Consider the following 24,003-nt stretch of genomic DNA (forward strand, 5'->3'; position numbering starts at 1 on the left):
TCATATTTACAGTTATTAGAACGCCCAGTTTCCATTAAGGAATACAGGTTCTTCTGTTCCATCAGCAGTAATTCCGTAAATATTCATCTCGGCAGAACCGATCATGAAATCCACATGGGTAACGCTATTATTCAATCCATGTGCAATCAGTTCATCCGGAGTCATATCTTTACCGCCTTCTAAACAGAAAGCATAAGCCATACCTATAGCTAGGTGATTGGATGCATTCTCATCAAACAAGGTATTGTAATAAAGAATATTGGACTCTGAGATTGGGGACTTATGTGGAACTAATGCAACTTCACCTAGGTATTTTGCTCCTTCATCCATACTAATGAGGTGCTCTAGTGCTTCTTGTCCTTGCTCTGCACTAACACTAACAATTTGTCCGTTCTCAAAAGTAATAGAGAATCCATCGATAATGTTGCCGCCATGGCTAAGAGGTTTGGTGCTTCGTACGGTGCCATTTACACCAGTCTTTAGAGGAGCGGTAAATACTTCCTCGGTAGGCATATTGGCTACAAAAGAATGACCTTTCGCATTAATGCTGTCACCTTGTGCCCAAATATGACCTTCTGGAAGCTCGATGCTTAGGTCCGTACCAGGTGCTATGTAATGCAGTTTCTTATATTTTTTTGCGTTGAGTACATTTGCTTTTTGATCTAAGGTGTCGAGATGTTCTTGCCATGCAGCTACTGGATCTTCACGATCAAGACGTACGGTGTGGAAAATAGCTTCCCATAGCTTACTTACACGTTCTTCAGCTGGAACATTCGGGAATACTTTATCCGCCCAAGCCTGACAAGGTACGGCAACAATACTCCAGCTAACTTTGTCGGACATTTGCATTTCACGATATTTGGTGAGTGCGGCTCCCCGTACTTTTTGATAATTTGAAATGCGTACAGGATCAATACCTTTAAGTGCATCAGGATCTTCCGCGATCACGTTAAGAATAGCCGCACCCTTCTCGGCGAGTTCGGTCATTTCACCTGCGTACCAAGTAGGAGGCTCAGTGAACACTTCTGGTGCAGCATGTTCAAACTGCTGGCGTGTAATGCTTGCATCACTCCAGTTCACCTTCACCAAGCTTGCTCCAATCGCATATGCCTTGGCGGTAATCATACGAACGAAATCAGCTGCAAGAATCGGTGCATTCACCACCAGAATTTGCCCTGGTTGAACGTTAACCCCAATTTGCACAGCTAAATCTGCATATTTACTAAGCTTTGCCTCGAAATCAGTCATCGATATTTCCTCCAATTACTAATAGTTTGGTACTTTACAAGTATTGTACTAAATTATTAACCGCCGGATGAAAAAAGTCAATTACATGGAATTTACAGTGTAAATTGAGGAATTACATTCATTTCAATGCTATACTGAGAGGGGAAATGATTTGATGAATGGAAGGAAGATTAGCGGATGAATTTAGAGATCGTAAGTGCTGAAATGAGCCGTAAAGAGGATAAAAGCTATGTAGGGAGGACGATATTTACTCTCGAAAACCATAAGGCTCCATATGAGATTACTTTTTTCAGTACAAGAGGAACGGAATGGGATTACAGCCTAAGCTTTGCTGGTGAGCCTGGAAGTGAAGAGCAGTTCTTAGAAACTGACGCGCTACTTGAAAATGATGACGATGTATACAATCAATTGCTTGATGCCGCACTAGATAAACAAGAGATCGTTGAAGAGTAAAACATACAAGTGTTGATTGATTACCAGCGGCAATATTCATTGCCGCTGGTTACATCTCGCCTTATCCGATTGTAATCTTACCTTCAGGATATCTGTAAAGTTCCTTACTACCCTTAGGTTTGAGTGCATAAGCTAGAGTAAGCGGACCTGTCCGACCCAGAAACATTAGAAAAATAATGAGCACTTTACCCGCCGTAGTCAATTCTGGAGTAAGTCCCATGGAGAGACCAGAAGTCCCGAATGCAGATACGGATTCAAAGAGTACAGCAAGAAAGTCAGCCTTTTCTGTCACGGATAACAACATCGTAGCAATGACCACTAACATTAGAGACATCAGTGTCATCGTCACGGCTCTATAGACATTTTCTTTGGCGATCCGATGACGAAACATTACAATATCCTCTTTACCCCTTAGTCTTGCAGAAACCGCAGCCACTAGAACAGCGAACGTAGTAATCTTAATTCCCCCACCAGTAGATCCAGGCGCAGCCCCTATGAACATTAGCAGAATCATTAGAAATTGCGTTGATTCCCGCATCAGTGGAATTTCAATTGTAGTGACGCCACCTGAACGTGGTGTTATCGCTTGTAAAAATGTAGCCATCATCTTTCCACCTGCACTCAAGGGCTTCAGTGTAGAATTAAATTCTAGTAAGAAAAATAGAGCAGCCCCAATGACAATCAATATCATAGAGGTCGAAAGAACAACCTTAGAATGTAGAGTAAGCTTTTTGCGTTTTGGAAAGTCAAAAACATCAGATAGGACGATAAAACCGACCCCTCCAAGAAAGATGAGAATCATTGAGGTGAAATTCACTATAGGATCATTTACAAAACGAGTAAGTCCACTAAAGGGCCCATGAATGTCACCGAATAAATCAAAGCCTGCATTATTAAAAATAGATATGCTGTGAAAAATTCCATAATATACAGCTTTCCCGAAAGGCATATCCATCATAAACCTACCGGCAAACACGATGGCACCTGTGAGCTGAATAACAAGGGAATAGATCAGGACTCTGCGGATCAACTGGACAATACCTTGCATGGAATTCTGGTTCATAGATTCTTGCATAAGAATTCGCTCTTTAAAGGATATTCGTTTATTAAGGACCAAAGTAATCAAGGTGGCCATCGTAATAAAACCCAATCCCCCAAATTGAAATAATACGAGTAGAACAACTTGTCCAAAAGTAGTCAGCTGTGTGCCCGTATCAATGACTGCCAAACCTGTAACACAGGTTGCCGATGTAGCCATGAATAATGCATCAATAAAAGAAATGTGCCCTTCTACGGAGGAGACCGGCAAACTAAGTAAAAAAGTTCCGGCAGTGATAAGTATTACAAATCCTAGTGATAAGACTTTTGGTGGAGTTAATTTCAATCCACCGAAGTTCAGATTAGCCAATTCAATTCTCCTGTCATACGTGAAATTAGAGTAGTGCACACAAAATTATAACATAACTTGCCAGACCTTCCCTAAGTGGAGGGAGGGAATTGACATATTTTATCGAATTATTCTAGAATAACACCCTATTCTGCAACTTTAAAGAGGAGGCTTTCTTAATGGTGGTAAGTCCGATTCTGAATCAGATTGGTGCAGTTTTTATTCCGGTAAAGGATATTGAGAAATCCAAAGAATGGTATTGCCAATTGCTTGGTTTGCCTTTGGATGGTGAAGTATTATTCGGGCATCTATACGTGATCCCCATGCAAGGACCAGAAATCGTATTAGACAGCAAAATTTACACTTCTGAGTCCGTTCTTAATATCCCCTCTTTTCATCTAAATACCGAGGATATTGATGCTGCTTATGACTATGTGAAAGCAAATGGCGGGGAGATTCTTACGGATATCGAGCATGACCATTGGTTTAATTTTAAAGATCCGAATGGCAATGTTATCATGGTCTGCCGTTGTTAAGAACGATTAAGAAAGGAATAAACAAATGATAAGAGAGGCTGTTCCTGAAGACGCATTGTATATTGAAAACTTATATCGAATGTTGTTGCCTGAGCAGACAGCTATACAAGTGTCACCGGACCGACTGAAGCGGATAGCTGACAATACGGATAGTTTTCTTTATGTGTACGAAGAAGAAGGGACTATTGTTGGGACGCTTCATCTTCATTTATGTATGGATGCTTTATGTGACGATCGACCCTTTGCTGTCATTGAAAGAGTCATCATATCACAAGAGGTGAGAGGGAAAGGATACGGTGCGAAACTAATGAGATACGCTGAGCACGTAGCCACTTCTAGGGGCGCCCTTAAGATCATGCTATCGAGTGCGGTCACAAGAGAGGATGCACATCAATTTTACGAGCATCTTGGATACAATAGCAGCTCCAGTAAGCTGTTCAAAAAGTACTTATAGCTATTTATGATTGGAAGTGATGATATGATGGTTACACTTAAAGTGCTTATACCAGAGGATGCAGAAGAATTACTTCGATTACAGCATCAGTTGGATCAGGAATCCAAATTTATGTTATTAGAGCCGGATGAACGACAATCCAGTCTAAATCAGGTCAAAGAGATGATCGAAAGCTTCGCTTTAGCAAATACTTCAATCCTTATTGGGACAGAGGTTGATATGACCCATAATGAGCTAGCTATGTCGCTATATATCAAAAATGGGTTTGAGATCGAAGGGACGAAAAGAAAATCACTTGTAATCGATGGCCAATGGATAGATGAATATTACATGAGTAAGATTTTGATAAAAGAAAAAAGGATAGAGGATCAGATTTAATCTGATAACTCTATCCTTTTTTTTATGATTAAAAGCTTATGAATTCTCAAGCTCTGACGATTCAGTGTCACCAGTGGTCTCAATGATGACCTCAACCTTGCGTACACGGTATCTGTTCATTTCACGAATGATTAAGGTTACGTTGTCATGTACAATGCTTTTGCCAACGGCCGGATCTGGGATATGACTGTATAACCAGCCTCCAATCGTTGTCACTTCCTCATGTTCGAAATCAAGACCGGTAAGCTCCTTGACCTCAATTAAAGATACCTTACCATCGAACAGATAATTTGTATCGCTTAGTTTCTCAATTTCTCTGCGCTCATCACCGTCAAATTCATCTCGAATTTCACCAACGATTTCTTCCAAAATATCTTCAATTGTGATGAGTCCAGACGTTCCACCATATTCATCAAGCAGCAGGGCGATATGCACCCGCTCCAACTGCATACGTGTTAAAAGGTTCTTAACAGGTGTTACCTCAGATACGGTTAGGACTGGCTGAATCAAGCCTTTGAAATCAAAATCAGGGTTATTGTCATATTGCAAATAAAGCTGTTTCGTATTAATCATTCCGATGATATTATCCTTGCTACCTTCTGCAACCGGGAAGCGAGTATATTGTTCCTTACGAATAATCTCGAAATTTTCTTTCAATGAATGATTGGTGAAAAGACATACCATATCCGTTCGTGGAACCATGATTTCTTTGGCCAACATCTCGTCAAAAGTAAAGATACGGTTGACATAGCCATATTCAGCTTTATTGATTTTTCCACTTTCATAGCTTTCGGATAAGATCAAACGAATCTCATCTTCACTATGAGCGTCTCCATGCTCACTGGCAGGCTTCATCCCGAAAAGGCGAACAAGCAGATTTGCGGAACCATTCATAAACCAAATGAGTGGGTACAAAATTCTGTAGAACCAAATAATCAGCGGTGATGTAATTTGACCGATTTTTTCCGGAATGTTTATAGCTACTGTCTTCGGAGCAAGTTCCCCGACAACGACGTGTAGGAATGTTGCAATGACGAATGCGAATAAGAACGCAAGAGGGTGACTCACACTTGGACTAATATTAGCCCAGTCGAATACCGGAAGGAGCAACTGCTCAAACGCTGGCTCTGCCAGTGCACCAATACCCAGTGCAGTGATTGTAATCCCGAGCTGACAAGCAGATAAGTACCCGTCAAGATTAGCAGACACTCGTTGTACAGCAAGCGCGTTCTTCTTTCCCTCGATCACCATTTGACTGATCTGACTACCTCTAAGTCTCACCAATGCAAATTCCGTTGCTACAAAAAAAGCGGTTAAAATAATCAAAATAGCCACCAACGTCAAACTAAGTCCTATACCCATATAATCTTTACCATCCCTTTCGTTCCTAAAATAGGTTATACTCATATTATGAGTTCTTATGAACTATTCTACGAACTTTTCAGAGAAATATCAAATGGTGGAGGGAAACAGATATGGAATCATTTGCATTGACTCGTGTGGAGATGTCCAGTCTTCTGCTCTCATTGACCGGATTATCAGACCGGAAACCGCTGAATATCCTCCAAGAGGCATGGACTAAATTTCATCTTGATGAAGTACAAAAGGGGACTTCGTTACCCGCTTTTTTATCTACAGATGTTCCACCCATTTTTCAAAAGATCATTAAGGGCCATGATGTAAAAGGCTTTTCACTCGGTGAAATTGCTTCATTAGGCCATCTAATAGAGTATTCCACCTTGACTGTGACTACTATGCAAAATTGGGTGAAGCGTGATTTTAAGGAGTATCTCGGTTCTCCAAGAGAAGGAAAGAAGTATTCAGTTAATCAGGCAGCACTTCTGTTTATGATCGATGATCTCAAATCGGCCCTAAATTTCGAAAGTATTCGTCAGCTATTCCGATTAATGTTCTTAAAGCCAGATCGAGACGATGATGATCTTATAGAACCGACAAAGCTGTATTACGCATATGCTGGGCTGTTTGAAGAGATCAAGAGCAATCCAACAATACAAACCCAATGTAAAGTAGATCAACTTATACACAAGGAGTTCTCCTGGAAAGAAGATTCCCTGCTTAGAAGTTCCACAGATCGTGTGATCAATCGGCTGACGCATCTTACGAGATCTCAGAGAGAGTCTGTCCGCAACATACTTCTGATAGCCACGATAGCTGTTCAGACCTGTTATTTTCAATCGCTTGCCAGACAATACTTTAATGCAGCTTTATTTCTTGATTTTTGAACGCTTCAATTTTAATATGTATAAGTGAAACAATCAAAAGTAAGTTTCATAAGATATATGTTGGATATAAGGGGGCTTAGAAGTGAATCAAATGACACTGCTGCGGAATCCGAAGCAAAGGAAATTACTCTTCAGTGCAGGCTTAAGCTGGATGTTCGACGCGATGGACGTCGGGATGATTTCTTTTGTTGTAGCGGCTTTAGCCAAGGATTGGAATCTGGGACCGGAGCAGATAGGTATATTGACAAGTATTAACTCCGTGGGCATGGCTGTGGGTGCTGCGGCAGCAGGGATATTAGCCGATCGTTTTGGACGTAAACCAATACTTCTATGGACACTCTTAATTTTCTCGGCTGCGAGTGGGTTATCGGCTTTTGCAACAGGCTTCGGAATACTCTGTGTACTTAGATTTATCGCTGGATTTGGACTAGGTGGGGAGCTGCCCGTCGCCTCAACATTAGTGTCTGAAAGTATGCCTGCCCGTGAGAGAGGCCGTGCGGTTGTGCTACTAGAGAGCTTTTGGGCGGTTGGATGGATCGCTTCTGCTTTAATTGCATTCTTTGTTATTCCTGATTATGGCTGGCGTGTAGCATTCGGTATTGGTGCTGTTCCCGCTCTATACGCTCTATACTTAAGACGTGCTATAGACGATTCACCGAAGTTTGCTGAGATCAAGAAGGCGCCTGTGTCCTTGAAAAAACGTATCACAACAGTATGGTCACCAGAGTATCGTCGTTCTACGATTATGCTGTGGATTTTATGGTTTACTGTAGTGTTTTCGTATTATGGGATGTTTCTATGGCTGCCTACAGTTATGGTACTTAAAGGCTTCAGCTTGGTTAAAAGCTTCGAATACGTGCTTATCATGACGCTAGCTCAGCTGCCGGGTTACTTTACTGCCGCTTACTTCATCGAGAAGTTCGGACGTAAGTTTGTCCTGGTCATCTATATGCTGTTCACTGCCGTTAGTGCGGCATGGTTCGGAAATGCAACTACAGAAGGAATGCTGATGGCTGCTGGAATCTGCTTATCATTCTTTAATCTCGGAGCATGGGGTGGCATGTACGCTTATACACCAGAGTTGTACCCAACAACTATTCGTTCAACAGGCGCTGGTTTAGCGACTTCCTTTGGACGGATTGGTGGCATCATCGCTCCTTTGTTAGTAGGGGTGCTGGTAGGTAAATCTATAGCGATTGGCTCGATCTTCATGTTATTTTTTGTAACGATTATTATCGGTGCGTTAGCGGTGCTCTTCCTAGGAAAAGAGACAAAGGGAACGGAGCTCCTGTAGAGGATAATTCTTCATTACATACTTGATGTTAATCTACCAACAATGCTAAAATTTAATAAGAACAAAACGGTTCCTTCACAGTTGTGAACAGGGCCGTTTTTTTTAACATTAGAAACTACTATACATTTAGGGCCCCCGCAAAGAAGGCGTTATGCTTGCATTAGTCCTTCTTTTATAAGAACGGAGCGATCGAACATGAGTAAGGATAGGAATCAGCCTCATTTCACGGAATTAGTCTGGGAAAGTACGGAACAAAATGTTCCTATTCCCCCGCGAAATTCATCAGAACCAGCGCTGCCAAAGTTATCTACTGCAAATGTAGGGAAGCCTAAAGCGTCGTCTGAACCTTCTTTACAGCTTCAGCTTTGGGATCTGGAGACCGACACGCCGGAGCCTGTGACAACCACCGAAGGTCAGTTTGTAGCTAGAGCGAAGGAGTTGGAACATAGAACCGAGGATTCGGCGCTATTTATTCCTTTTAAGAGTTACTGGCCAACGTATGGTCATATGACAGGCACGCAAAGTAGATGGTATTTTTATTGGCGCAATGAAGTTAGACAGGGTAGATATCCGAAAACGGATCTTTCATATATTTTTCTGCACGTGTATGAGCTTATTAATGGTGTAGGTTGGCAAGGTCCTTATGATGGCTATAAGCAGCTCAGTCAAATCTGGGAAGCTTATCGTGAAAATTATAAACGTCTGGATCAATATTTGGGTGGTTGGATCGCAGACTTCTCGTTTGTTCATCATTTGGATGTGCCTCTATCTTTAATCGTTGCTCGTTCACGCGGTCTTGCCGGAGATTTGGCAGAGCTAGAGTTAGAGAGATGTCTTACTGTAGCTCCTGAGCAGTTAACCTTTACAGTATTAACAGCAATGTCGGACTACGATATTAGTAAATCGAAGTTTTATATGGGGGAAGGTAAAGAAGCCCTCGAACGATATATTCCACAGGTAGTGGCATTAATCAACGCTTATGTCAGTAGGAAACATGGCTCGAATTTGGTTGAAATGTTCCCACCAGGCCCCTCAGTAATGCGGGAGCGTTATTTATTTCGTAGCGCCGTATATGATATTTCGCTATATGGTTATTCAGTGCTTATACCGGTTGTGCGTATCAGTAAATCTCCACCGCTTCGCAGTTTGATTACAAGGCTATTCCGTTTGACTGAGAATAAATTACGGGAACTGCTAGGGTATCGAGGACGGCTCAAAGGGGTTAATGTGGATGCGGATATGGATGACCTTATCACTCGTTTTCTGAAGCGGGAATTTGAGAAAGAGAAACAGGAAGATAAGGGGCCGGCAGTAGTTATTGATCGTGAGAAGCTTGAAAGGCTGCAGAGTGATTCCGAGATTGTACGAACCATGCTTACGGTTGAGGAAATGAATGAGCTGGAAGAACTTGAGGATAGCGGTTTTGAGATTACTAATGAGGAATCCGAGCTTGAAGAAGTAGTAGAAAAAGAAGAATTTGAAGATATTGAAGATGAAATCATTGTACCGCTTCAGTCTCTTGAGCCTGAATTAACTATAGAAGAAATTCAATCTGCTAACGTAGATACGGAGTGGGAGCAGTTCTCTAATGCTTTAAGTCCACTCCAACACGAAGCTCTGATTGCGTTTATGAACGAGGATGGAACACAAACCATACAGAAGCTAGCGGCTGCAAATGGCACGATGTCAGAACTCTTGATTGATGAGATAAATGATATCGCAATGGACATTCTAGGTGATTTAATCATAGATGGTGAAGAAATTGCAGAAGAATATAAAATTCATCTGCTTAATATTTAATGGGGTGAACTTTGGATGAATGGTTTAAAAATACCCAAACGCATGACGACAGCGCTAGTCAATTCACTGACAGCCGGTGTGGTTCCGCGTATCGGACTAGAGCATATAGCCGTTGGCCGCAGGCCAGAGATTGAAGCGATATTGAGAGATATGGATAATATTGCGGAGGGTGGAGCTGCTTTTAAGCTGATTACCGGCAAATTCGGTAGCGGCAAAAGCTTTCTTTTGCAGATGATCCGTAATTATGCGATGGATCGGGATTTTGTAGTAGCCGATGCGGATCTATCCCCTGAACGAAGATTAGTGGGAACGAAAGGACAAGGTCTTGCTACATATCGAGAGCTGATGAGTCATTTGTCTACCCGGACGCGTCCAGATGGAGGCGCTCTGGAGATTATTTTGCAAAAATGGATCATTACGCTTCAGCAGTCTGTGATGCAAGAGAATGAATATGGCCCTGATCACCCCCAGCTTGGAGACGAGGTAGAGAAACGAATCTATGCTGTAGCCTCCGAAATGCGCGGTTTGGTCCATGGATTTGATTTTGCCAAAGTGCTGGCTTCTTATTGGAATGCCCATAAGCTCGCTGACGATGAATTGAAGCAGGATTCCCTTCGCTGGCTAAGAGGTGAATTCGCTACTCGAACGGAAGCACGAAAAGCACTTGGTGTTGGCGTGATTATTGATGATGATAATTGGTATGATTATATGAAGCTGTGGGCGGAATTCACTTCTGCTATCGGTTATAAGGGACTGCTGCTGTTCATAGACGAAGGCGTCAACCTCTACAAAATCACGAACAGCATCTCACGTCAGAGTAACTATGAAAAGCTGCTTACGATGTTCAACGATACGATGCAGGGCAAGGCAGAAAGCCTAGGGATTTTTATAGGGGGGACTCCGCAATTTGTGGAGGATGGACGGCGTGGATTATTTAGTTATGAAGCGCTGCGTTCAAGATTAGTTGCAGGAAGATACGGCGCAGCAGGTCTGAACAATTATACTGGGCCTATTATTGCACTGGACATGCTCTCACATGAAGAAATTTTGATCCTTTTGCAAAAGCTTAGAGATATTCATGCCCTTCATTATGGTTACGAAGCACAGTTAACACAGGAACAATTGGTTCATTTTATGGAAGAAACTGTGGGCAGATTAGGGGCAGACGAGCTCCTGACTCCGCGTGAAGTGGTGCGTGATTTCATGGATCTACTTCACACCTTACACCAGCATCCGGAGATCTCTTTCGAGAAGTTAGTGGGCGAACGAACCTCTAAACCTGCTGATACTGAACAAAATGAGTTAGATGGATTCCTCGCGGAGTTTGAATTATGAGTGATAATCCGTTTTATAGGCTGGCTCCCTTTATTAAAGAGTTTATCTATAAGAACCGTTGGGAGACTTTGCGTGAGGCGCAGGTGGATGCCTGTCGTGTGCTGTTTGATACGCCGCATCACTTACTGATTGCTTCGGGTACAGCTTCAGGTAAGACAGAGGCGGCTTTTTTTCCAGCGCTTACTGAGCTGTATGAACGTCCTTCCGGTTCGGTTGGCATTCTGTATATCGCTCCGCTGAAAGCATTGATTAACGATCAATTTACACGGCTGAACGATTTGCTCCGTGAGGGCAATATTCCAGTGTGGCACTGGCATGGAGATGTACCGCAAGCTGATAAAACCAAACTTGTGCAGAATCCTTCAGGCGTACTGCAGATCACCCCTGAATCCCTTGAGGGATTACTGATGAACCGCCCGAATGCTATTCCGGCGCTGTTCCATGATCTCCGTTATATTGTCATTGATGAGGTCCATGCCTTCATGGGAGCTGATCGGGGAATTCAGGTCCTGAGTCAGCTGGCAAGAATCTCACGAATGGCGGGATGTCATCCGCGTAGAATCGGTCTATCGGCTACGCTTAGTGACTATGCTTCGGTGACGGAGTGGCTGGCGGCAGGGACGCGGGAGAGCGTAGAGGTGTCCGCTCCACAGGGCGGGCGTAAGCTCCGTTTAAGTGTGGAGCATTTCTCTTTCCCGGATGCACGGGATGAAGTGCAGGCGGAGCATTTAGAACGCGCGAAGCAGTCTTACTACGATTTCATTTATGATCATACGCATCTTAAGAAAGCGTTGATCTTCACGAATAGCCGCTCGGATGCGGAGACGGCAACCCTTGAGCTGCGGAGAACGGCCGCGAAGCGTGGGGAACGGGATGTTTTTCACGTTCACCATGGCAGCATCTCCGCGATGCTCCGCGAAGAGACGGAAGCCGCGCTGCGGCAAGGCTCCGGTCCTGCAGTTGCGGCAGCGACATTGACGCTGGAGCTGGGCATTGATCTAGGAGAGCTGGAGCGGGTGCTCCAGGTCGGCGCTCCTTATAGCTGCGCAAGCTTTGTGCAGCGACTCGGCCGCTCGGGCAGGCGTGGTGACGCCGCATCCGAGATGATCTTTGTCACGCCCGAGGAAGAGGATGAGGAAGCACAGCTTCCGGCACGGATGCCTTGGACGCTGCTTCGAGCGATAGCGGTTATTGAGCTATATGTGCGCGAGAAGTGGGTTGAACCACTGGTGGTGCGCCAGCTGCCAGTCGGGCTGTTATACCATCAGACGATGAGCATATTGAAGAGTATGGGGGAGGCGGAGCCGGAGGATTTAAAGGAGGCTGTACTAAGCTTACCTTCCTTCAATAGCATTGATCCTGCCGACTACGATACCTTCATGATTTATATGCTGGGTATGGGACAAATCGAGAAGATGGATGAAGGCAGCTTGATTATTGGGATGGCGGGGGAGAAGATCGTGAATAACTTCCGCTTCTACGCAGTCTTCAAAGACGATGAAGAGCATGTTGTCTATAACGGGACTGAAGAGATCGGTTCGATCACAACAGTACCACCACCAGGTTACTGTTTTACTCTGGCAGGGAAGCTCTGGAAGGTAGAAGAGGTCGATAATCGCCATAAAGCTGTTTATGTAAAAACCTCACGCGGTAAAGTGGATACGTTGTGGCTTGGAGCGGGCGGGGATGTGCATACACGAATTATGACCAAAATACGTGAAGTGTTAGGCGCAACATCCTTGTATCCGTATCTTGCACCGAGTGCGGCTGCGCGGCTTGAACGAGCTCGTCGTTTAGCGAAGGAAAGTGGAATGCTTGAACGTTCCGTTATGCCGGCAGGTGGAGATTCGATGTTTATCTTACCGTGGGCGGGTAGTCGGCAATTCCGCACACTAGAGCGCCTTCTTAAGAACAATTTGAAGAGCTCACAGGGACTTCGATCTATCGTGCCGATGGAACCTTATTATATGGTGGTTGCAGGCAAAACAGAAGCAGAAACGCTGGAAGCGGAGATTATCGCTGAGAGTATGGCTGCCGCTGATCCTTTAACATTGTTATCTCCAGATGAAGCACCCTACCTCGGAAAGTATGACGAGTTCATCCCGCATGAGCTGTTGCGCAAAGCTTTTTCTTTAGATGGATTAGATGTTCCGGGGTTGCTTGAAGTGCTAAAACAATGGCGGCAACCACAGTAACTATTTTAAATATTTTTAATCGAGACGCCCGCTTATGCGGGCGTCTCTTTATGTTCGGACGCACAGCAACGTGTATCTCCTTGCGCCGATATAGACTTTCCTCCTATTCCATAAGTTGTATAAAAACAGGGCAGGCAGAGAATAGTATCTAGAAGATTCCTATTAAAGGATGATAACGATGTGGTCTAAAATAGTCTCTTATATTCCAGATTGGACAGTTTTTATGCAGGCAGCCATCACGCTGCTCTTTCCCATAGGGTTATATTACCTTTACAAGCATTTGTATTTTTATGTTGGAAGCGGACGTTCCAAGGAGTCAGGAGCTGACTCTCAGGAGGAACATAAGAAGGCAGACAATGAGGGAGTAAAACAGCAGCAGGGTGCGTCTACAGTGTTTACGCAAGATTATGATGCCGACCTAGCGGCGATAAGAACGGCCTTGGGGGGGAATAGTGATGTGCATTTTCGTGAATTTTCAGTCAAAGGTATTCAGGCACGTGCCGCATTGGTCTATGTGGAGGGCATGCAGGATGAAGAGCTAATCAATCAACAGGTGTTGCAAAATCTGATGTTTGCCGGTGAAATGCAAGCTTCGGAAGGAATATACACCTATATGAAACAGACTATGCTCCCGCTGGCTCAGCTTAGTGATGCTAGAGATTTGGATCATCTGCAGGAGTCTGTCCTGTTTGGATACACTGCACTGATTGTCGAAGGCATGCGTGAGATGCTTCTGGTGGGCTTTCCACATGGAGCAGTGCGCGCAATAACTGAGCCAACCTCGGAAGCTTTACTGCGGGGACCCCGGATTGGCTTTACCGAAGTGCTCAGTGAGAATACCTCTATGCTACGGCGCCAAGGTCTTAATATGAATCTGGAAATGAAAAGGGTTGAAGTGGGTAGCGAAATCAAGAAGAGTCTAGTTATCGCTTATATGAAAAACATTGTAAATCCTGATCTGCTACAGGAAGTGAATGAACGGATCTCCAAAATTGATATGGATTTCATTCTGGAATCTGGCTATGTGGAGCAGTTAATCGAGGATGATTATTTAAGTCCGTTTCAGCAAACACAGAATACGGAAAGACCCGATCGAGTGATTGCCTCTTTATTAGAGGGGAGAATTGCAATTTTGCTGGACGGCACACCGTTTGCACTCATTGTTCCAGTGACGTTCAGTATGCTTTTACAGTCTCCCGAGGATTACTATGAGCGCTGGTTTCCAGGTACCCTTTTAAGGGTGTTACGGTTTTGCGCATCATTTCTGGCTCTGTTAGCCCCTGCGCTTTATATTTCCTTTATCTCCTTTCATCCGGGACTAATTCCTACTCAGCTGGCCATTTCCATAATTGAAGCACGCCAAGGTGTACCCTTTCCTGCTTTAATTGAAGTACTGATTCTGGAGATTTCCATTGAAATCTTACGTGAAGCTGGAATTCGTCTGCCGAAGCCCATAGGTCCGGCAATGGGAATTGTCGGAGGTCTGATCATTGGAGATGCCGCGGTACAGGCCGGTATTGTAAGTCCATTTCTAGTAATTGTCGTTGCAGTGACAGCGATCTCTTCGTTTTCCATACCGATGTACAGTGCCGGCATTACCCTCCGGATCTTACGATTCGCAGGCATGTTATTTGCAGCGGTCCTGGGCATGTACGGAACCATCCTGTTCTTCCTGCTGATTTGCAGTCATCTGACTCGCCTTTCAAGCTTCGGGGTGCCTTACATCACACCTATCTCGCCCTTTCGGGTAAGTGACTGGAAGGATTTATTTATCCGTGCACCCTTATCCATTATGAAGCGAAGACCGGAGATGCTGAAGACCCAGAAGAAAAATCGCAAATCCTAGAGAATGTATTCTTGCAGGAGCAGGGGGGAGACCACAGTGTTCAAACGTACGGATGACAAGATCACAACCTCGCAAGCTGCCATAGTATTGACCAATTCAATGCTGGGTGCCGGAATTTTGACCTTGCCAAGAGATCTTGTCAAGGCTGTACAGACTCCTGATGCCTGGGTTTCTGTGGTGCTGGGTGGTATTGTCGTGTTTATAGTGATAATGGTTATGGTGAAGCTTAGCCAGCAATTTCCAGGTAAAACTGTCTTTCAGTATTCTAAAAAAATTGTTGGAAATCTTCCAGGTGGTGTACTGAGTTCTTTGTTGATTCTGTACTTTATTGTGATTGCGGGCTTCGAAATCCGAGTACTGGCGGAAGTAACGTTGTTCTTTCTTCTGGAAGGGACTCCAATTTGGGCGATTGTGATGCCGTTCATCTGGGTAGGCACCTATTTGGTGTATGGGGGGATTAATTCCATTGCCCGTGTGTTTCAAATTGTGTTTCCGATCAGTATCTTTATTCTGATTATTTGTTTTATCTTAAGCTCCAGAATATTTGATATTCATCATTTACGCCCTTTTATGAGTGAAGGCCTGATGCCGGTCATTCGGGGGATGAAGTCGGGCATCCTGATCTTTACTGGATGTGAGGTTGTTATGATCATGACGGCCTTTATGGAGCATCCGCAGGAAGCGGTTAAAGGGATGATGGTCGGATTCAGTATCCCGTTGGTACTGTATTTGGTAACTGTTGTGATGGTTATTGGAGGTCTGTCCATCAATTCTGTAATCACCAGTACCTGGCCTACGATAGATTTGGTACGAAGCTTGGAAATTTCAGGATTCTTTTTTGAACGATTTGAATTTCCTTTGTTAGTCATATGGCTGATGCAGATGTTCTGCAATTTTTGCAGTTTTTTCTTTAATGCGTCACTTGGAATTTCGCAAGTGTTTAATCTGAAGATCCATCCGGTTATGTTCGCCTTAATGCCTGTAATTTTCATCTGCACGATGATTCCTCAACGCATCAACGATGTCTTCAGTCTTGGTGAATCGATTGGCTATATGGGTGTGCTGATTTTTATGTTGTTGCCACTGTTATTGTCGATCGTATTACTGATCAGGAAGAAAGGACTCAAGCAGAATGTTTAGACAGAGGGTAATACACTTACTAATAATATTCATGATTCTGCTTACGCAGCCTGGTTGTTGGAGCAGTAAAGAGATTGAAGACCTGAGTGTTATTACGGGATTGGCGCTTGATAAGGGGGAACCTAGAACGCTCGAACGGGAATTTGAGGAGCGTGGAGGGAGCTACCCAAAGCATAATAAACTTACGGCAACCGTACAAATTGTGCCTGAAAGAACAATCGGGAACTCCGGTAAAGAAGGCGAAAAAACCAAAACCCATTTTTACAATATTTCAGAAACAGGGGATTCTCTGCTTGAAATATTCCGTCAGTTCTCCATTCGCAAGAACCGTCCGATTATAGGCCATCACCTTAAGGTTATCGTCATATCAGAGGATCTAGTGCAAAAGGCGAAGATCAGACAGTTAATGGATTTTGTACTCCGAGATAACGATATCCGTCCCAGTTGTCTCATATTTCTTAGCCAGGGGCTCGCGTCCGATTCGCTTATGACGACTGAGGAGGAGATTCCTTCCTTCCGGCTGGTGGAGATGGTCCGTAACAATTTCAGAACCAGTAAAGTTATGAAGGGCATAACGCTATCGAATCTAGATGCGCTTATGTACTCCAAGCAAAGCTTTGTGTTGCAGAACGTTATAGAGGCACATGGTGAGATCAAATTTTCCGGAGCCGGTATAATCAAGGGAGATACAGGACATTGGATCGGAAATCTCGACCAAAATGACGTGGAGAGTATTGCCTGGATCAAGGGGGATATAAGAGGAGGGAGTCTCAAAGCATATGATCAGTCGAACGAGTCGATTACTTATGAGATTAAATCCGTTAAGAGTAAGATTACGCTGAAAGAGACCGATGATAAGAAGATATCATTTCATGTTGCAATTGAGTCCACTGGACGCCTAATTGAGAATTGGGATGTTGATGCGCATTCCTCGGAAGTTGATTATTTCAAAGAACTAGAGAAGATATTCGAAGAAAAATTAACCCAACAAATCAATGCTCTTATCAACAAAATGCAATCCACTTACAAAGTGGATGTAGCAGGATTCGGAGATTGGTTTAGCATTGAAAGGCCTCATGTCTGGAAACAGATTAAGGATCATTGGGACGAGGAATTTACTCGGATTCCAGTGACCTTTGATCTAAAGCTTAAGATTACCGATTTTGGTACAACATCTGATTGAACGAATTTCCAGACAGAATATCGAAAATTATTTTTAATCGAAGCACCCCAATTAGCGGGTGTTTCGTTATGTTCGGACATATATTGTATTTTTCTAGAAAAAACAAACCATATATCTTAAATTTGACACCTTGTTGAAAGCGCTTAACAGTACAATAATAAGCCTATAACGAAAATAGGGGGCGTCAAACAATGGTCAGCAAAAAAATGAAGGCAACTTCAGCAATTGCGTTATCAGCAGCTTTGGTTTTAAGTATGGCAGCGTGTGGAAATTCAAACAACAACGAGAGTAAAGGCGCTACAGAGTCGAAAGGGAATACAGCTACGAATGCTCCAGATGCCGGAACTACAAAAACCGAAAGCGGTAAGAAGGTCACGATTACTTTTCAAAATATCTACCCGGATCCAGCAACACCTTCTTATAAGATGCTTCATGAATTAGTTGACCAATATGAAAAAGAAAACCCTAACATTCACATCGAACTGGATACTTTAAATACGGACCAGCAAAAGGTCAAATTGAAAACACAAGCCGCTTCCAAAGAAATCCCTGATATTACGATTGTTAACCCGGCTGCACAAATGAAACCTTTCGTTGATGCAAAGCTGTTTGCTCCTCTGAATGACATGCTGGATCAAAATGGACTGAAAGACACTTATCAATCCGGTCTACTTGATTACTACAGCTTCGATGGTAATGTTTATGCGCTGCCAGATGGTAATAACATCGAGGTAGTCTACTATAATAAAGAACTCTTCGAGCAAGCGGGCATCGCAGACACTCCTAAAACATTCGATGAATTACTCCAAGATGTAAAAACTTTGAAAGCAAAAGGCATTACGCCAATCGCGATCGGTGAAAAAGATTCCTGGACGGGTTCATTCTTGTTCATGAATATCCTGCTTCGCACCAATGGAGGCCCTGGTTTCCTTCAAGACGTACTTGATGGCAAAAAAACATTTGAAGATCCTGCTTTCATAGAAGCTGTAGATCGTTTCCAAGACCTCGTGCAAGCAGGTGCATTCCCAGATGGAGCAACTTCCATCGATGCTAATGCAGGTGGTAATATCTTCAAATCCGGTAAAGCCGCTATGTGGGTTATCGGTTCATGGGAAACAGGTGCAATTGACGCTTCCTCAGTCGCTGGTAAAGCAGGAGCCTTCCAATTCCCAAGCGTTAATGGTAAAGGGGATCCAAATGAATTCATGCTCGCACCAGGTAGCGCCTTTGCGATTTCTGCGAACAGTGAGCATTTACAAGAAACGAAAGATTTCTTGAATTTCTTCACACTGAATCTTCCTAAAAAACAATTTGAACTTAAAAATGCTGTAGGGATTGGTCAAAAAGTGGATGGGGACCTGAAAGGCGCAGGATATTCTGATCTGGCGATCAACATTTCAGGATTGTTCAATCAGGTTAAAGGTGGCGACTTGGCCTTTGACAACACCATGAACCCAGCTACGGCACAAGTCCATCTAAGCAGTATCCAAAATCTTTTTGTTCAAAAAGTGGATTCCGCTCAAGTAGCTAAAGAACATCAAACCGCATTTGAAGCTAATAAATAAGAAGGTTTTGAAAACGCGATGCGAGGGTGCTTAAACGCTTCTTCGCATCGTGTTTACATTCTAGGGGGCGGAAATAATGAAGGTACTAAAGGTTCCAGCGCGCACAATCGCCGTCTTCGTGTTACCTTGCCTGCTTTTGTATGTGTGCTTGGTGTTTGCTCCTATCCTAGTATCCTTTTATACAGGATTGCTGCAATGGGACGGAATTACGACTACGAAAACATTTGCTGGACTTGCTAATTTCAAAGAGATGTTTTTTCATGATCCAGTGTTTTGGCCATCTGTAAAGAGAACGTTACTCTATGCTGTGGCTTCTATGGTGGAAATTCCATTTTGTTTGTTGATGGCTATCCTGCTAAATCGGTACGTGAGAAAAGGAAACACTTTGGTTTCTATTTACTTTACGCCGGTTATTTTGTCGGTGGTTATCATTGGGCAGCTCTGGAAAACGATCTATGACCCTGTCTCCATGGGCGGGATGTTGAATGGCGTCCTGATCTCTCTTGGGCTGGATAGCTGGACTCACAATTGGATCACAGAACCTAAAATTGCGATGTTTGCGCTTTATGCAGTATCTCTTTGGCAATATTTTGGCTACCATTTGCTGATTCAATATACCGGTGTTCAGAATATCCCGGATGAGCTGTATGAAGCGGCAAAGATTGATGGGGCTGACGGATTCAAAGCCGATCGATATATTACTTTTCCGCTGATTATTCCAATCTTTAAAATATCTATCGTACTCGCTTTTATAGGATCTTTGCAGGCTTTTGATCTCGTTATGGTCATGACAGCCGGTGGACCCGCTCATGCTACAGATGTTATTTCCACACATATGTACAACAGTTCTTTCTTATCCTTTAAATATGGATATGGTAGTGCTATCGCTTCGTTCTTGGTCATACTGTGCCTTGTGTTTACTGCTAGCATTAATACTATCTTTAATAAGCTTGAGAAAAAATTCAGTTAGCAAAGGAGTGCGCGATCATGCGGAATGTCAAGCATAAACGCCCAAAGCGTCCTTACAAGGACGGTAAGCGTTTAAGCGAGAAATATAAGAATAATGTATTCCGTGAAACTAATACGTTCTTATATTTTAAAAAAGGACTCGTGTATCTTCTCTTTGCGATTCCTGTCGTTACCCAGCTATATCCTCTGCTATGGCTAATGCTCTATTCCTTGAAGACCAATGAAGAGATTTTGGGAGGAAGTTTTTTCTCATTTCCTAAAGTATTTCAGTGGCATAACTATAGCGAGGCTTATAAGTCCGGTAGCTATTTAAAGTATTTATCTAACAGTGTAGTGGTTACCGGTGTAACGATGATCTTCGTCATCCTGCTTAGCTCGATGGTAGCTTACGCGATCTCACGGTTCCGTTGGCGTTACGGCAACTTGGTCATGACGATCTTCTTAATGGGGATGATGATTCCCATGCAGGCCACCTTGCTTCCGCTGATGATCATTTTCAAAAATATGCATATTCTGAATACACACTTATCGCTCATATTGCCTTATGTAGCTTTTTCAACCCCAATAGCGGTGTTCATATTAAGTGGCTTTATGAAGAGCATTCCGCATGAAATTGAAGAATCAGCCTTTATTGATGGGGCGAGCGTATATCGGATCTTCCGCACGATCATTCTTCCTGTATCTGTACCACCTGTAATGACTGTATGTATTCTAACGTTCATCAACATTTGGAATGAGTATATCTTAGCGGCCACCTTCATTTCCTCCGAGAAATTGAAGACCTTGCCCTTTGGCGTGTACACATTCGTTAGTCAGTATTCTGTAAACTATGGGAATATCGGTGCATTTCTAGTGATGGGTGCGTTACCCGTCATTTTAATCTATTTCTTCTTATCCAATCAGATTACAAAAGGAATGGTGGCGGGCGCAGTAAAAGGATAAATCTATATTGCAAATTACAATAATGGAATTATAATGAAGAAGCAGCAGGACAGATGAGTTTGAGGAGGGAAGCCTTTTTGAGAAACAGCTTTCATTCCATCCACCATCGATTGTTTTTGCTGTTTCTTTTTTGCATGTCTAGCATTCTATTAATTGTGAGTCTGCTCTATTACAACCGGACAACCGTACAGTTTCATGAGAAAATAAGTGATTTGTCGCAGAAGAATGTCGCTCAGACAGCGGATCTATTCAGCTTACTGTACAAAGGGTATGATAGTCTCTCTAAATCACTCAGCAATAACTTTGAATTGATACGTTTGATTAATGAGACAAGCACAGAGCCCGCGGTAGCTTACATCAATGAACAGACGATTACCAATATTTTAGGAGCTATATTTTATTCTCGGGATGATCTCGTAGGTATTCATGTCATTACAGATAAAGGTAAGATCTATAATTACGGAAACTATATGAATGTGGTTGATCCCGAATATATGAAGGAAGATTGGTACCATCAGCTGCAAGCTTCCTCCGGTAAAATGGTCTGGCTCGGCGTCTATGAACATTCTCTTATCGATCAAGTGGAGGATAGTCCTGTGTTTGCCTTCGGACGTCAGATTTACGATCTCAATGAACACAAACCGATTGGCATTGTTCTGTACGAGACGAATCCGAAGCCTGTTCTGGATGCGCTGGATAATGTGAAGCTGGGTGAGCATAGCCAGGTGTATTTAATGTCGCAGGATGGACGATTCGTATCCTCTGCCGAAGATCAGGAACCTGATTTAACTCAGCTCCCGTCTTTACAGAACTCCCAGAATGTTGTGGTCGAACAGACAGCCAATCGTCTGCTTGTCGCTTCTAAACTGTCCTTCTCTGGTTGGTGGGTGCTTAGTATCACTCCTAATCGCGACCTAAATGTAGAGTTGGTAGAGATGAAACGTTATCTGTTCATTGTATTTTCGATTCTTGTTCTCGTCTCTACTTTGATAGCTTCTATTGTTTCACGAACGATTTCTTTGCCGCTTAAAAAGGTGATTCGAGAGATGAAGCAAGTGGAGATCGGTAATTTTCGGGGAATGGTGAATGTTTCATCTTATCAAGAGATTAATATTCTTGTTGCTTCGTTTAATCGGATGGTTCGCCGAATCGAAGAACTAATCGAGCGGGTAAAACTTTCTTCCGTCAGTGAGAAGAATGCTGAGCTTCATGCCTTACAATCTCAAGTGAACCCACATTTTCTATACAATACTCTGGATATGATTTATTGGATGCTGGATGAGGAAGGGAATGAGCAACTGGGTGAACTTGTTCTCTCGCTATCTTCGATGTTCCGGTACAGCAGTTATTGGGAAGTTGACGTAGAAGTCACGTTACGAGAAGAACTGGAACAAATCGGGCACTATCTAAATATTATTTCTATTCGGCTGGAAGGTCGTCTACGGATTGAGATAAATATAGATGAACGATGGCTTGAGGTTCGCCTTCCCAAGATGACTGTACAACCGGTCATTGAAAATGCTGTAAAACATGGCTTGGAATCGCTCGATCGTCAAGGTATTTTGAAGGTGAGTATACTTGAAGAAACTGGATTGCTGAACATCGTCGTTCAAGATAATGGCAAAGGTATGGATGCAGAGAAGCTGAATGCACTGGTGGAATCCTTGGATCGACCTACAACGAAAGAAAATGGAAAAATGGGGATCGGTCTTCAAAATCTGCATCGGCGGCTCCAGCATATGTTCGGAGAATCTTATGGTCTTGTGATTCGAAGCTTACCTGGAGAAGGAACCGTGGTTGCTATTATGCTGCCGATTCCGCAGGAAGGAGAGCATAGTCGTGAACATTCTCATAGCTGATGATGAACGGGTGATCCGAGAAGGCATTAAGCGCACTATAAGAAGTATCTATCCAGATTATTGTGTACATGTTGCTGCGTCGACAGAAGAAGCTGTCAAGATTATGGAGGAACAGTCCATCCATATCGTCTTAACAGATATTCTTATGCCCGGTATGAATGGTCTAGAGTTCATGAGGATTTCTAAGCGGCGGTATCCTTATGTCAAATGGGTGGTCATCTCTGCACACAGTGAGTTCGCCTATGCGCAGGAGGCAGTTCGTCTTGGAGCGAGAGATTATCTACTTAAGCCGATCGGCAAAAGCAAGCTACTTGAGATTATTAGTAACTTATCGCTAGAAATAGAGCAGGATCATAAGCTTATTAAAGATGAAGACCGATTAAGGTCAAGTCTGAAATATTTAAGAGAAGGTGTATTTCAAAGGCTCGCTTCTGGTTTTAATCTCGGTAATTTAGACATCAGCCAATTAATAGAAGACCATCAATGTTTCTATTTGATTTTGCTACAAATGGAGGCGGGTGATAAAAACATCCGGATAGAACATTTTATTGTAGAGAATGTGTTAACTGAGCTGATAGAGCGTGACGGGAGCGGTTTTGTGGTCAGCTATGACCGCCAGAGTCTGCTGGGATTAATCACCTTAAGAGAAGAAGCACGATTAGAATCTTTTCTGGAAGATGGGCGGACCTATTTGAAGCAATATTTAAAAACACCTTTCCAAATGATCCATTCCGGACTTAGCTACGATATAAATACTGTCCCTCAGATCGTAACGAGCTTAAGAGAGGCAGTGAATTCGCAAGTATTGGATTTAACGCCAGCGAAAGGTAGTGGCGAAAAAGCCATCGACATCGCATTGCAGTATGTAAAAGAACACTATTTCGAAGACCTTACTTTGGAAAAGATTGCTTCCGTTGTATTTCTGAATCCGGTCTACTTCAGTCAATTATTTAAACAGAAGACGGGTCAAGGCTATAAAGAATATGTGACATCCTTACGATTAGAGCAAGCCAAGCTGCTGCTAGTGAACTCGAAGCTTAAGGTGGCAGAAATCGCCGAACGTATTGGATATCAGGACATGCGACATTTTACACAGATGTTCCGCAAGCGGTTCCTAGTAACTCCGACGGAGTATCGTCAGCAGCTTAACAATGGAACCTACTGAATTTTTGTTCA

General features: G+C 43.2%; 20 protein-coding genes. 17 read left to right on the forward strand and 3 right to left on the reverse strand.

Features of this window, described 5'->3' with window-relative positions; all coding sequences use genetic code 11:
* Positions 1-15 precede the first annotated feature (15 nt).
* On the reverse strand, positions 16-1,248 hold the full coding sequence (locus MKX35_RS17870) for an aminopeptidase (protein ID WP_076298703.1): 1,233 nt from the start codon (positions 1,246-1,248) through the stop codon (positions 16-18).
* A gap of 177 nt (positions 1,249-1,425) precedes the next feature.
* On the opposite strand from MKX35_RS17870, the gene MKX35_RS17875 reads away from it, so the two are divergent.
* Complete coding sequence (locus tag MKX35_RS17875) at positions 1,426-1,701, forward strand: hypothetical protein (protein ID WP_042188584.1); 276 nt, start codon at positions 1,426-1,428, stop codon at positions 1,699-1,701.
* A 61-nt stretch (positions 1,702-1,762) separates the two neighbouring features.
* Here the strand turns inward: MKX35_RS17875 and MKX35_RS17880 are convergent, their stop codons facing one another.
* Entirely contained in the window at positions 1,763-3,109 is a 1,347-nt protein-coding gene (locus MKX35_RS17880) for a TrkH family potassium uptake protein (RefSeq protein ID WP_081382769.1), read from the reverse strand.
* A gap of 161 nt (positions 3,110-3,270) precedes the next feature.
* Here MKX35_RS17880 and MKX35_RS17885 point away from each other — a divergent pair, with 161 nt between their 5' ends.
* Genes MKX35_RS17885 through MKX35_RS17895 form a run of 3 tightly spaced genes read left to right on the forward strand, consistent with a single transcriptional unit; the run spans position 3,271 to position 4,456 of the window.
* Positions 3,271-3,624 carry a VOC family protein gene (locus MKX35_RS17885; RefSeq protein ID WP_042193979.1) on the forward strand — a complete coding sequence of 118 codons (354 nt, stop codon included), beginning with the start codon at positions 3,271-3,273 and terminating at the stop codon, positions 3,622-3,624.
* A 25-nt stretch (positions 3,625-3,649) separates the two neighbouring features.
* Positions 3,650-4,078 (forward strand): GNAT family N-acetyltransferase, encoded by a 429-nt coding sequence (locus MKX35_RS17890; protein ID WP_076298702.1) that lies wholly within the window; start codon positions 3,650-3,652, stop codon positions 4,076-4,078.
* A gap of 6 nt (positions 4,079-4,084) precedes the next feature.
* Positions 4,085-4,456, forward strand: a complete 372-nt coding sequence (locus tag MKX35_RS17895) for a hypothetical protein (RefSeq protein WP_179086658.1) — start codon at positions 4,085-4,087, stop codon at positions 4,454-4,456.
* A 36-nt stretch (positions 4,457-4,492) separates the two neighbouring features.
* Here MKX35_RS17895 and MKX35_RS17900 read toward each other — a convergent pair whose 3' ends face one another.
* Positions 4,493-5,818 (reverse strand): hemolysin family protein, encoded by a 1,326-nt coding sequence (locus MKX35_RS17900; RefSeq protein ID WP_042188579.1) that lies wholly within the window; start codon positions 5,816-5,818, stop codon positions 4,493-4,495.
* 113 nt (positions 5,819-5,931) lie between these two features.
* Here MKX35_RS17900 and MKX35_RS17905 point away from each other — a divergent pair, with 113 nt between their 5' ends.
* The 13 genes from MKX35_RS17905 to MKX35_RS17965 all read left to right on the forward strand — a co-directional run bounded on the left by MKX35_RS17905 (position 5,932) and on the right by MKX35_RS17965 (position 23,992).
* Complete coding sequence (locus tag MKX35_RS17905) at positions 5,932-6,699, forward strand: DUF1836 domain-containing protein (RefSeq protein WP_076283623.1); 768 nt, start codon at positions 5,932-5,934, stop codon at positions 6,697-6,699.
* A 91-nt stretch (positions 6,700-6,790) separates the two neighbouring features.
* Positions 6,791-7,993, forward strand: coding sequence for an MFS transporter (locus tag MKX35_RS17910; protein ID WP_042193977.1), 1,203 nt, complete (start codon positions 6,791-6,793; stop codon positions 7,991-7,993).
* Positions 7,994-8,188: 195 nt separating this feature from the next.
* On the forward strand, positions 8,189-9,793 hold the full coding sequence (locus MKX35_RS17915) for a TerB N-terminal domain-containing protein (RefSeq protein WP_076298700.1): 1,605 nt from the start codon (positions 8,189-8,191) through the stop codon (positions 9,791-9,793).
* A 15-nt stretch (positions 9,794-9,808) separates the two neighbouring features.
* Positions 9,809-11,128 carry an ATP-binding protein gene (locus MKX35_RS17920; RefSeq protein ID WP_076298699.1) on the forward strand — a complete coding sequence of 440 codons (1,320 nt, stop codon included), beginning with the start codon at positions 9,809-9,811 and terminating at the stop codon, positions 11,126-11,128.
* Positions 11,125-13,323 (forward strand): DEAD/DEAH box helicase, encoded by a 2,199-nt coding sequence (locus MKX35_RS17925; protein WP_076298698.1) that lies wholly within the window; start codon positions 11,125-11,127, stop codon positions 13,321-13,323. The genes MKX35_RS17920 and MKX35_RS17925 overlap by 4 nt, the downstream gene beginning before the upstream one ends.
* A 178-nt stretch (positions 13,324-13,501) precedes the next feature.
* Positions 13,502-15,169: a spore germination protein gene (locus MKX35_RS17930; protein WP_076298697.1), complete on the forward strand. Its 1,668-nt coding sequence runs from the start codon at positions 13,502-13,504 to the stop codon at positions 15,167-15,169.
* Positions 15,170-15,205: 36 nt separating this feature from the next.
* Positions 15,206-16,309, forward strand: coding sequence for a GerAB/ArcD/ProY family transporter (locus MKX35_RS17935; protein WP_076298696.1), 1,104 nt, complete (start codon positions 15,206-15,208; stop codon positions 16,307-16,309).
* On the forward strand, positions 16,302-17,492 hold the full coding sequence (locus MKX35_RS17940; RefSeq protein WP_076298695.1) for a Ger(x)C family spore germination protein: 1,191 nt from the start codon (positions 16,302-16,304) through the stop codon (positions 17,490-17,492). The genes MKX35_RS17935 and MKX35_RS17940 overlap by 8 nt, the downstream gene beginning before the upstream one ends.
* A 191-nt stretch (positions 17,493-17,683) precedes the next feature.
* Positions 17,684-19,057 (forward strand): extracellular solute-binding protein, encoded by a 1,374-nt coding sequence (locus MKX35_RS17945; protein WP_076298694.1) that lies wholly within the window; start codon positions 17,684-17,686, stop codon positions 19,055-19,057.
* A 76-nt stretch (positions 19,058-19,133) separates the two neighbouring features.
* The gene (locus tag MKX35_RS17950; protein ID WP_042188566.1) at positions 19,134-20,027 is read left to right on the forward strand and encodes a carbohydrate ABC transporter permease; all 894 of its coding nucleotides are present in this window, start codon (positions 19,134-19,136) and stop codon (positions 20,025-20,027) included.
* A gap of 17 nt (positions 20,028-20,044) precedes the next feature.
* Positions 20,045-20,968: a carbohydrate ABC transporter permease gene (locus MKX35_RS17955; RefSeq protein WP_256716236.1), complete on the forward strand. Its 924-nt coding sequence runs from the start codon at positions 20,045-20,047 to the stop codon at positions 20,966-20,968.
* 77 nt (positions 20,969-21,045) lie between these two features.
* The gene (locus MKX35_RS17960; RefSeq protein WP_076283631.1) at positions 21,046-22,827 is read left to right on the forward strand and encodes a cache domain-containing sensor histidine kinase; all 1,782 of its coding nucleotides are present in this window, start codon (positions 21,046-21,048) and stop codon (positions 22,825-22,827) included.
* Positions 22,808-23,992, forward strand: coding sequence for a response regulator (locus tag MKX35_RS17965; RefSeq protein WP_076283632.1), 1,185 nt, complete (start codon positions 22,808-22,810; stop codon positions 23,990-23,992). The genes MKX35_RS17960 and MKX35_RS17965 overlap by 20 nt, the downstream gene beginning before the upstream one ends.
* The last annotated feature ends 11 nt before the right edge of the window (positions 23,993-24,003 follow it).

The sequence above is a fragment of the Paenibacillus sp. FSL R5-0923 genome, from assembly GCF_038009145.1.
GTDB lineage: Bacteria > Bacillota > Bacilli > Paenibacillales > Paenibacillaceae > Paenibacillus_AQ.

What these genes read in the sequence shown, in the direction of transcription:
- MKX35_RS17870 (WP_076298703.1), bottom strand. Translation starts at nt 1,248, where the DNA reads ATGACTGATTTCGAGGCAAAGCTTAGTAAATATGCAGATTTAGCTGTG.
- MKX35_RS17875 (WP_042188584.1), top strand. Translation starts at nt 1,426, where the DNA reads ATGAATTTAGAGATCGTAAGTGCTGAAATGAGCCGTAAAGAGGATAAA.
- MKX35_RS17890 (WP_076298702.1), top strand. Translation starts at nt 3,650, where the DNA reads ATGATAAGAGAGGCTGTTCCTGAAGACGCATTGTATATTGAAAACTTA.
- MKX35_RS17895 (WP_179086658.1), top strand. Translation starts at nt 4,085, where the DNA reads ATGATTGGAAGTGATGATATGATGGTTACACTTAAAGTGCTTATACCA.
- MKX35_RS17900 (WP_042188579.1), bottom strand. Translation starts at nt 5,818, where the DNA reads ATGGGTATAGGACTTAGTTTGACGTTGGTGGCTATTTTGATTATTTTA.
- MKX35_RS17905 (WP_076283623.1), top strand. Translation starts at nt 5,932, where the DNA reads ATGGAATCATTTGCATTGACTCGTGTGGAGATGTCCAGTCTTCTGCTC.
- MKX35_RS17910 (WP_042193977.1), top strand. Translation starts at nt 6,791, where the DNA reads ATGACACTGCTGCGGAATCCGAAGCAAAGGAAATTACTCTTCAGTGCA.
- MKX35_RS17915 (WP_076298700.1), top strand. Translation starts at nt 8,189, where the DNA reads ATGAGTAAGGATAGGAATCAGCCTCATTTCACGGAATTAGTCTGGGAA.
- MKX35_RS17920 (WP_076298699.1), top strand. Translation starts at nt 9,809, where the DNA reads ATGAATGGTTTAAAAATACCCAAACGCATGACGACAGCGCTAGTCAAT.
- MKX35_RS17925 (WP_076298698.1), top strand. Translation starts at nt 11,125, where the DNA reads ATGAGTGATAATCCGTTTTATAGGCTGGCTCCCTTTATTAAAGAGTTT.
- MKX35_RS17930 (WP_076298697.1), top strand. Translation starts at nt 13,502, where the DNA reads ATGTGGTCTAAAATAGTCTCTTATATTCCAGATTGGACAGTTTTTATG.
- MKX35_RS17940 (WP_076298695.1), top strand. Translation starts at nt 16,302, where the DNA reads ATGTTTAGACAGAGGGTAATACACTTACTAATAATATTCATGATTCTG.
- MKX35_RS17945 (WP_076298694.1), top strand. Translation starts at nt 17,684, where the DNA reads ATGGTCAGCAAAAAAATGAAGGCAACTTCAGCAATTGCGTTATCAGCA.
- MKX35_RS17950 (WP_042188566.1), top strand. Translation starts at nt 19,134, where the DNA reads ATGAAGGTACTAAAGGTTCCAGCGCGCACAATCGCCGTCTTCGTGTTA.
- MKX35_RS17955 (WP_256716236.1), top strand. Translation starts at nt 20,045, where the DNA reads ATGCGGAATGTCAAGCATAAACGCCCAAAGCGTCCTTACAAGGACGGT.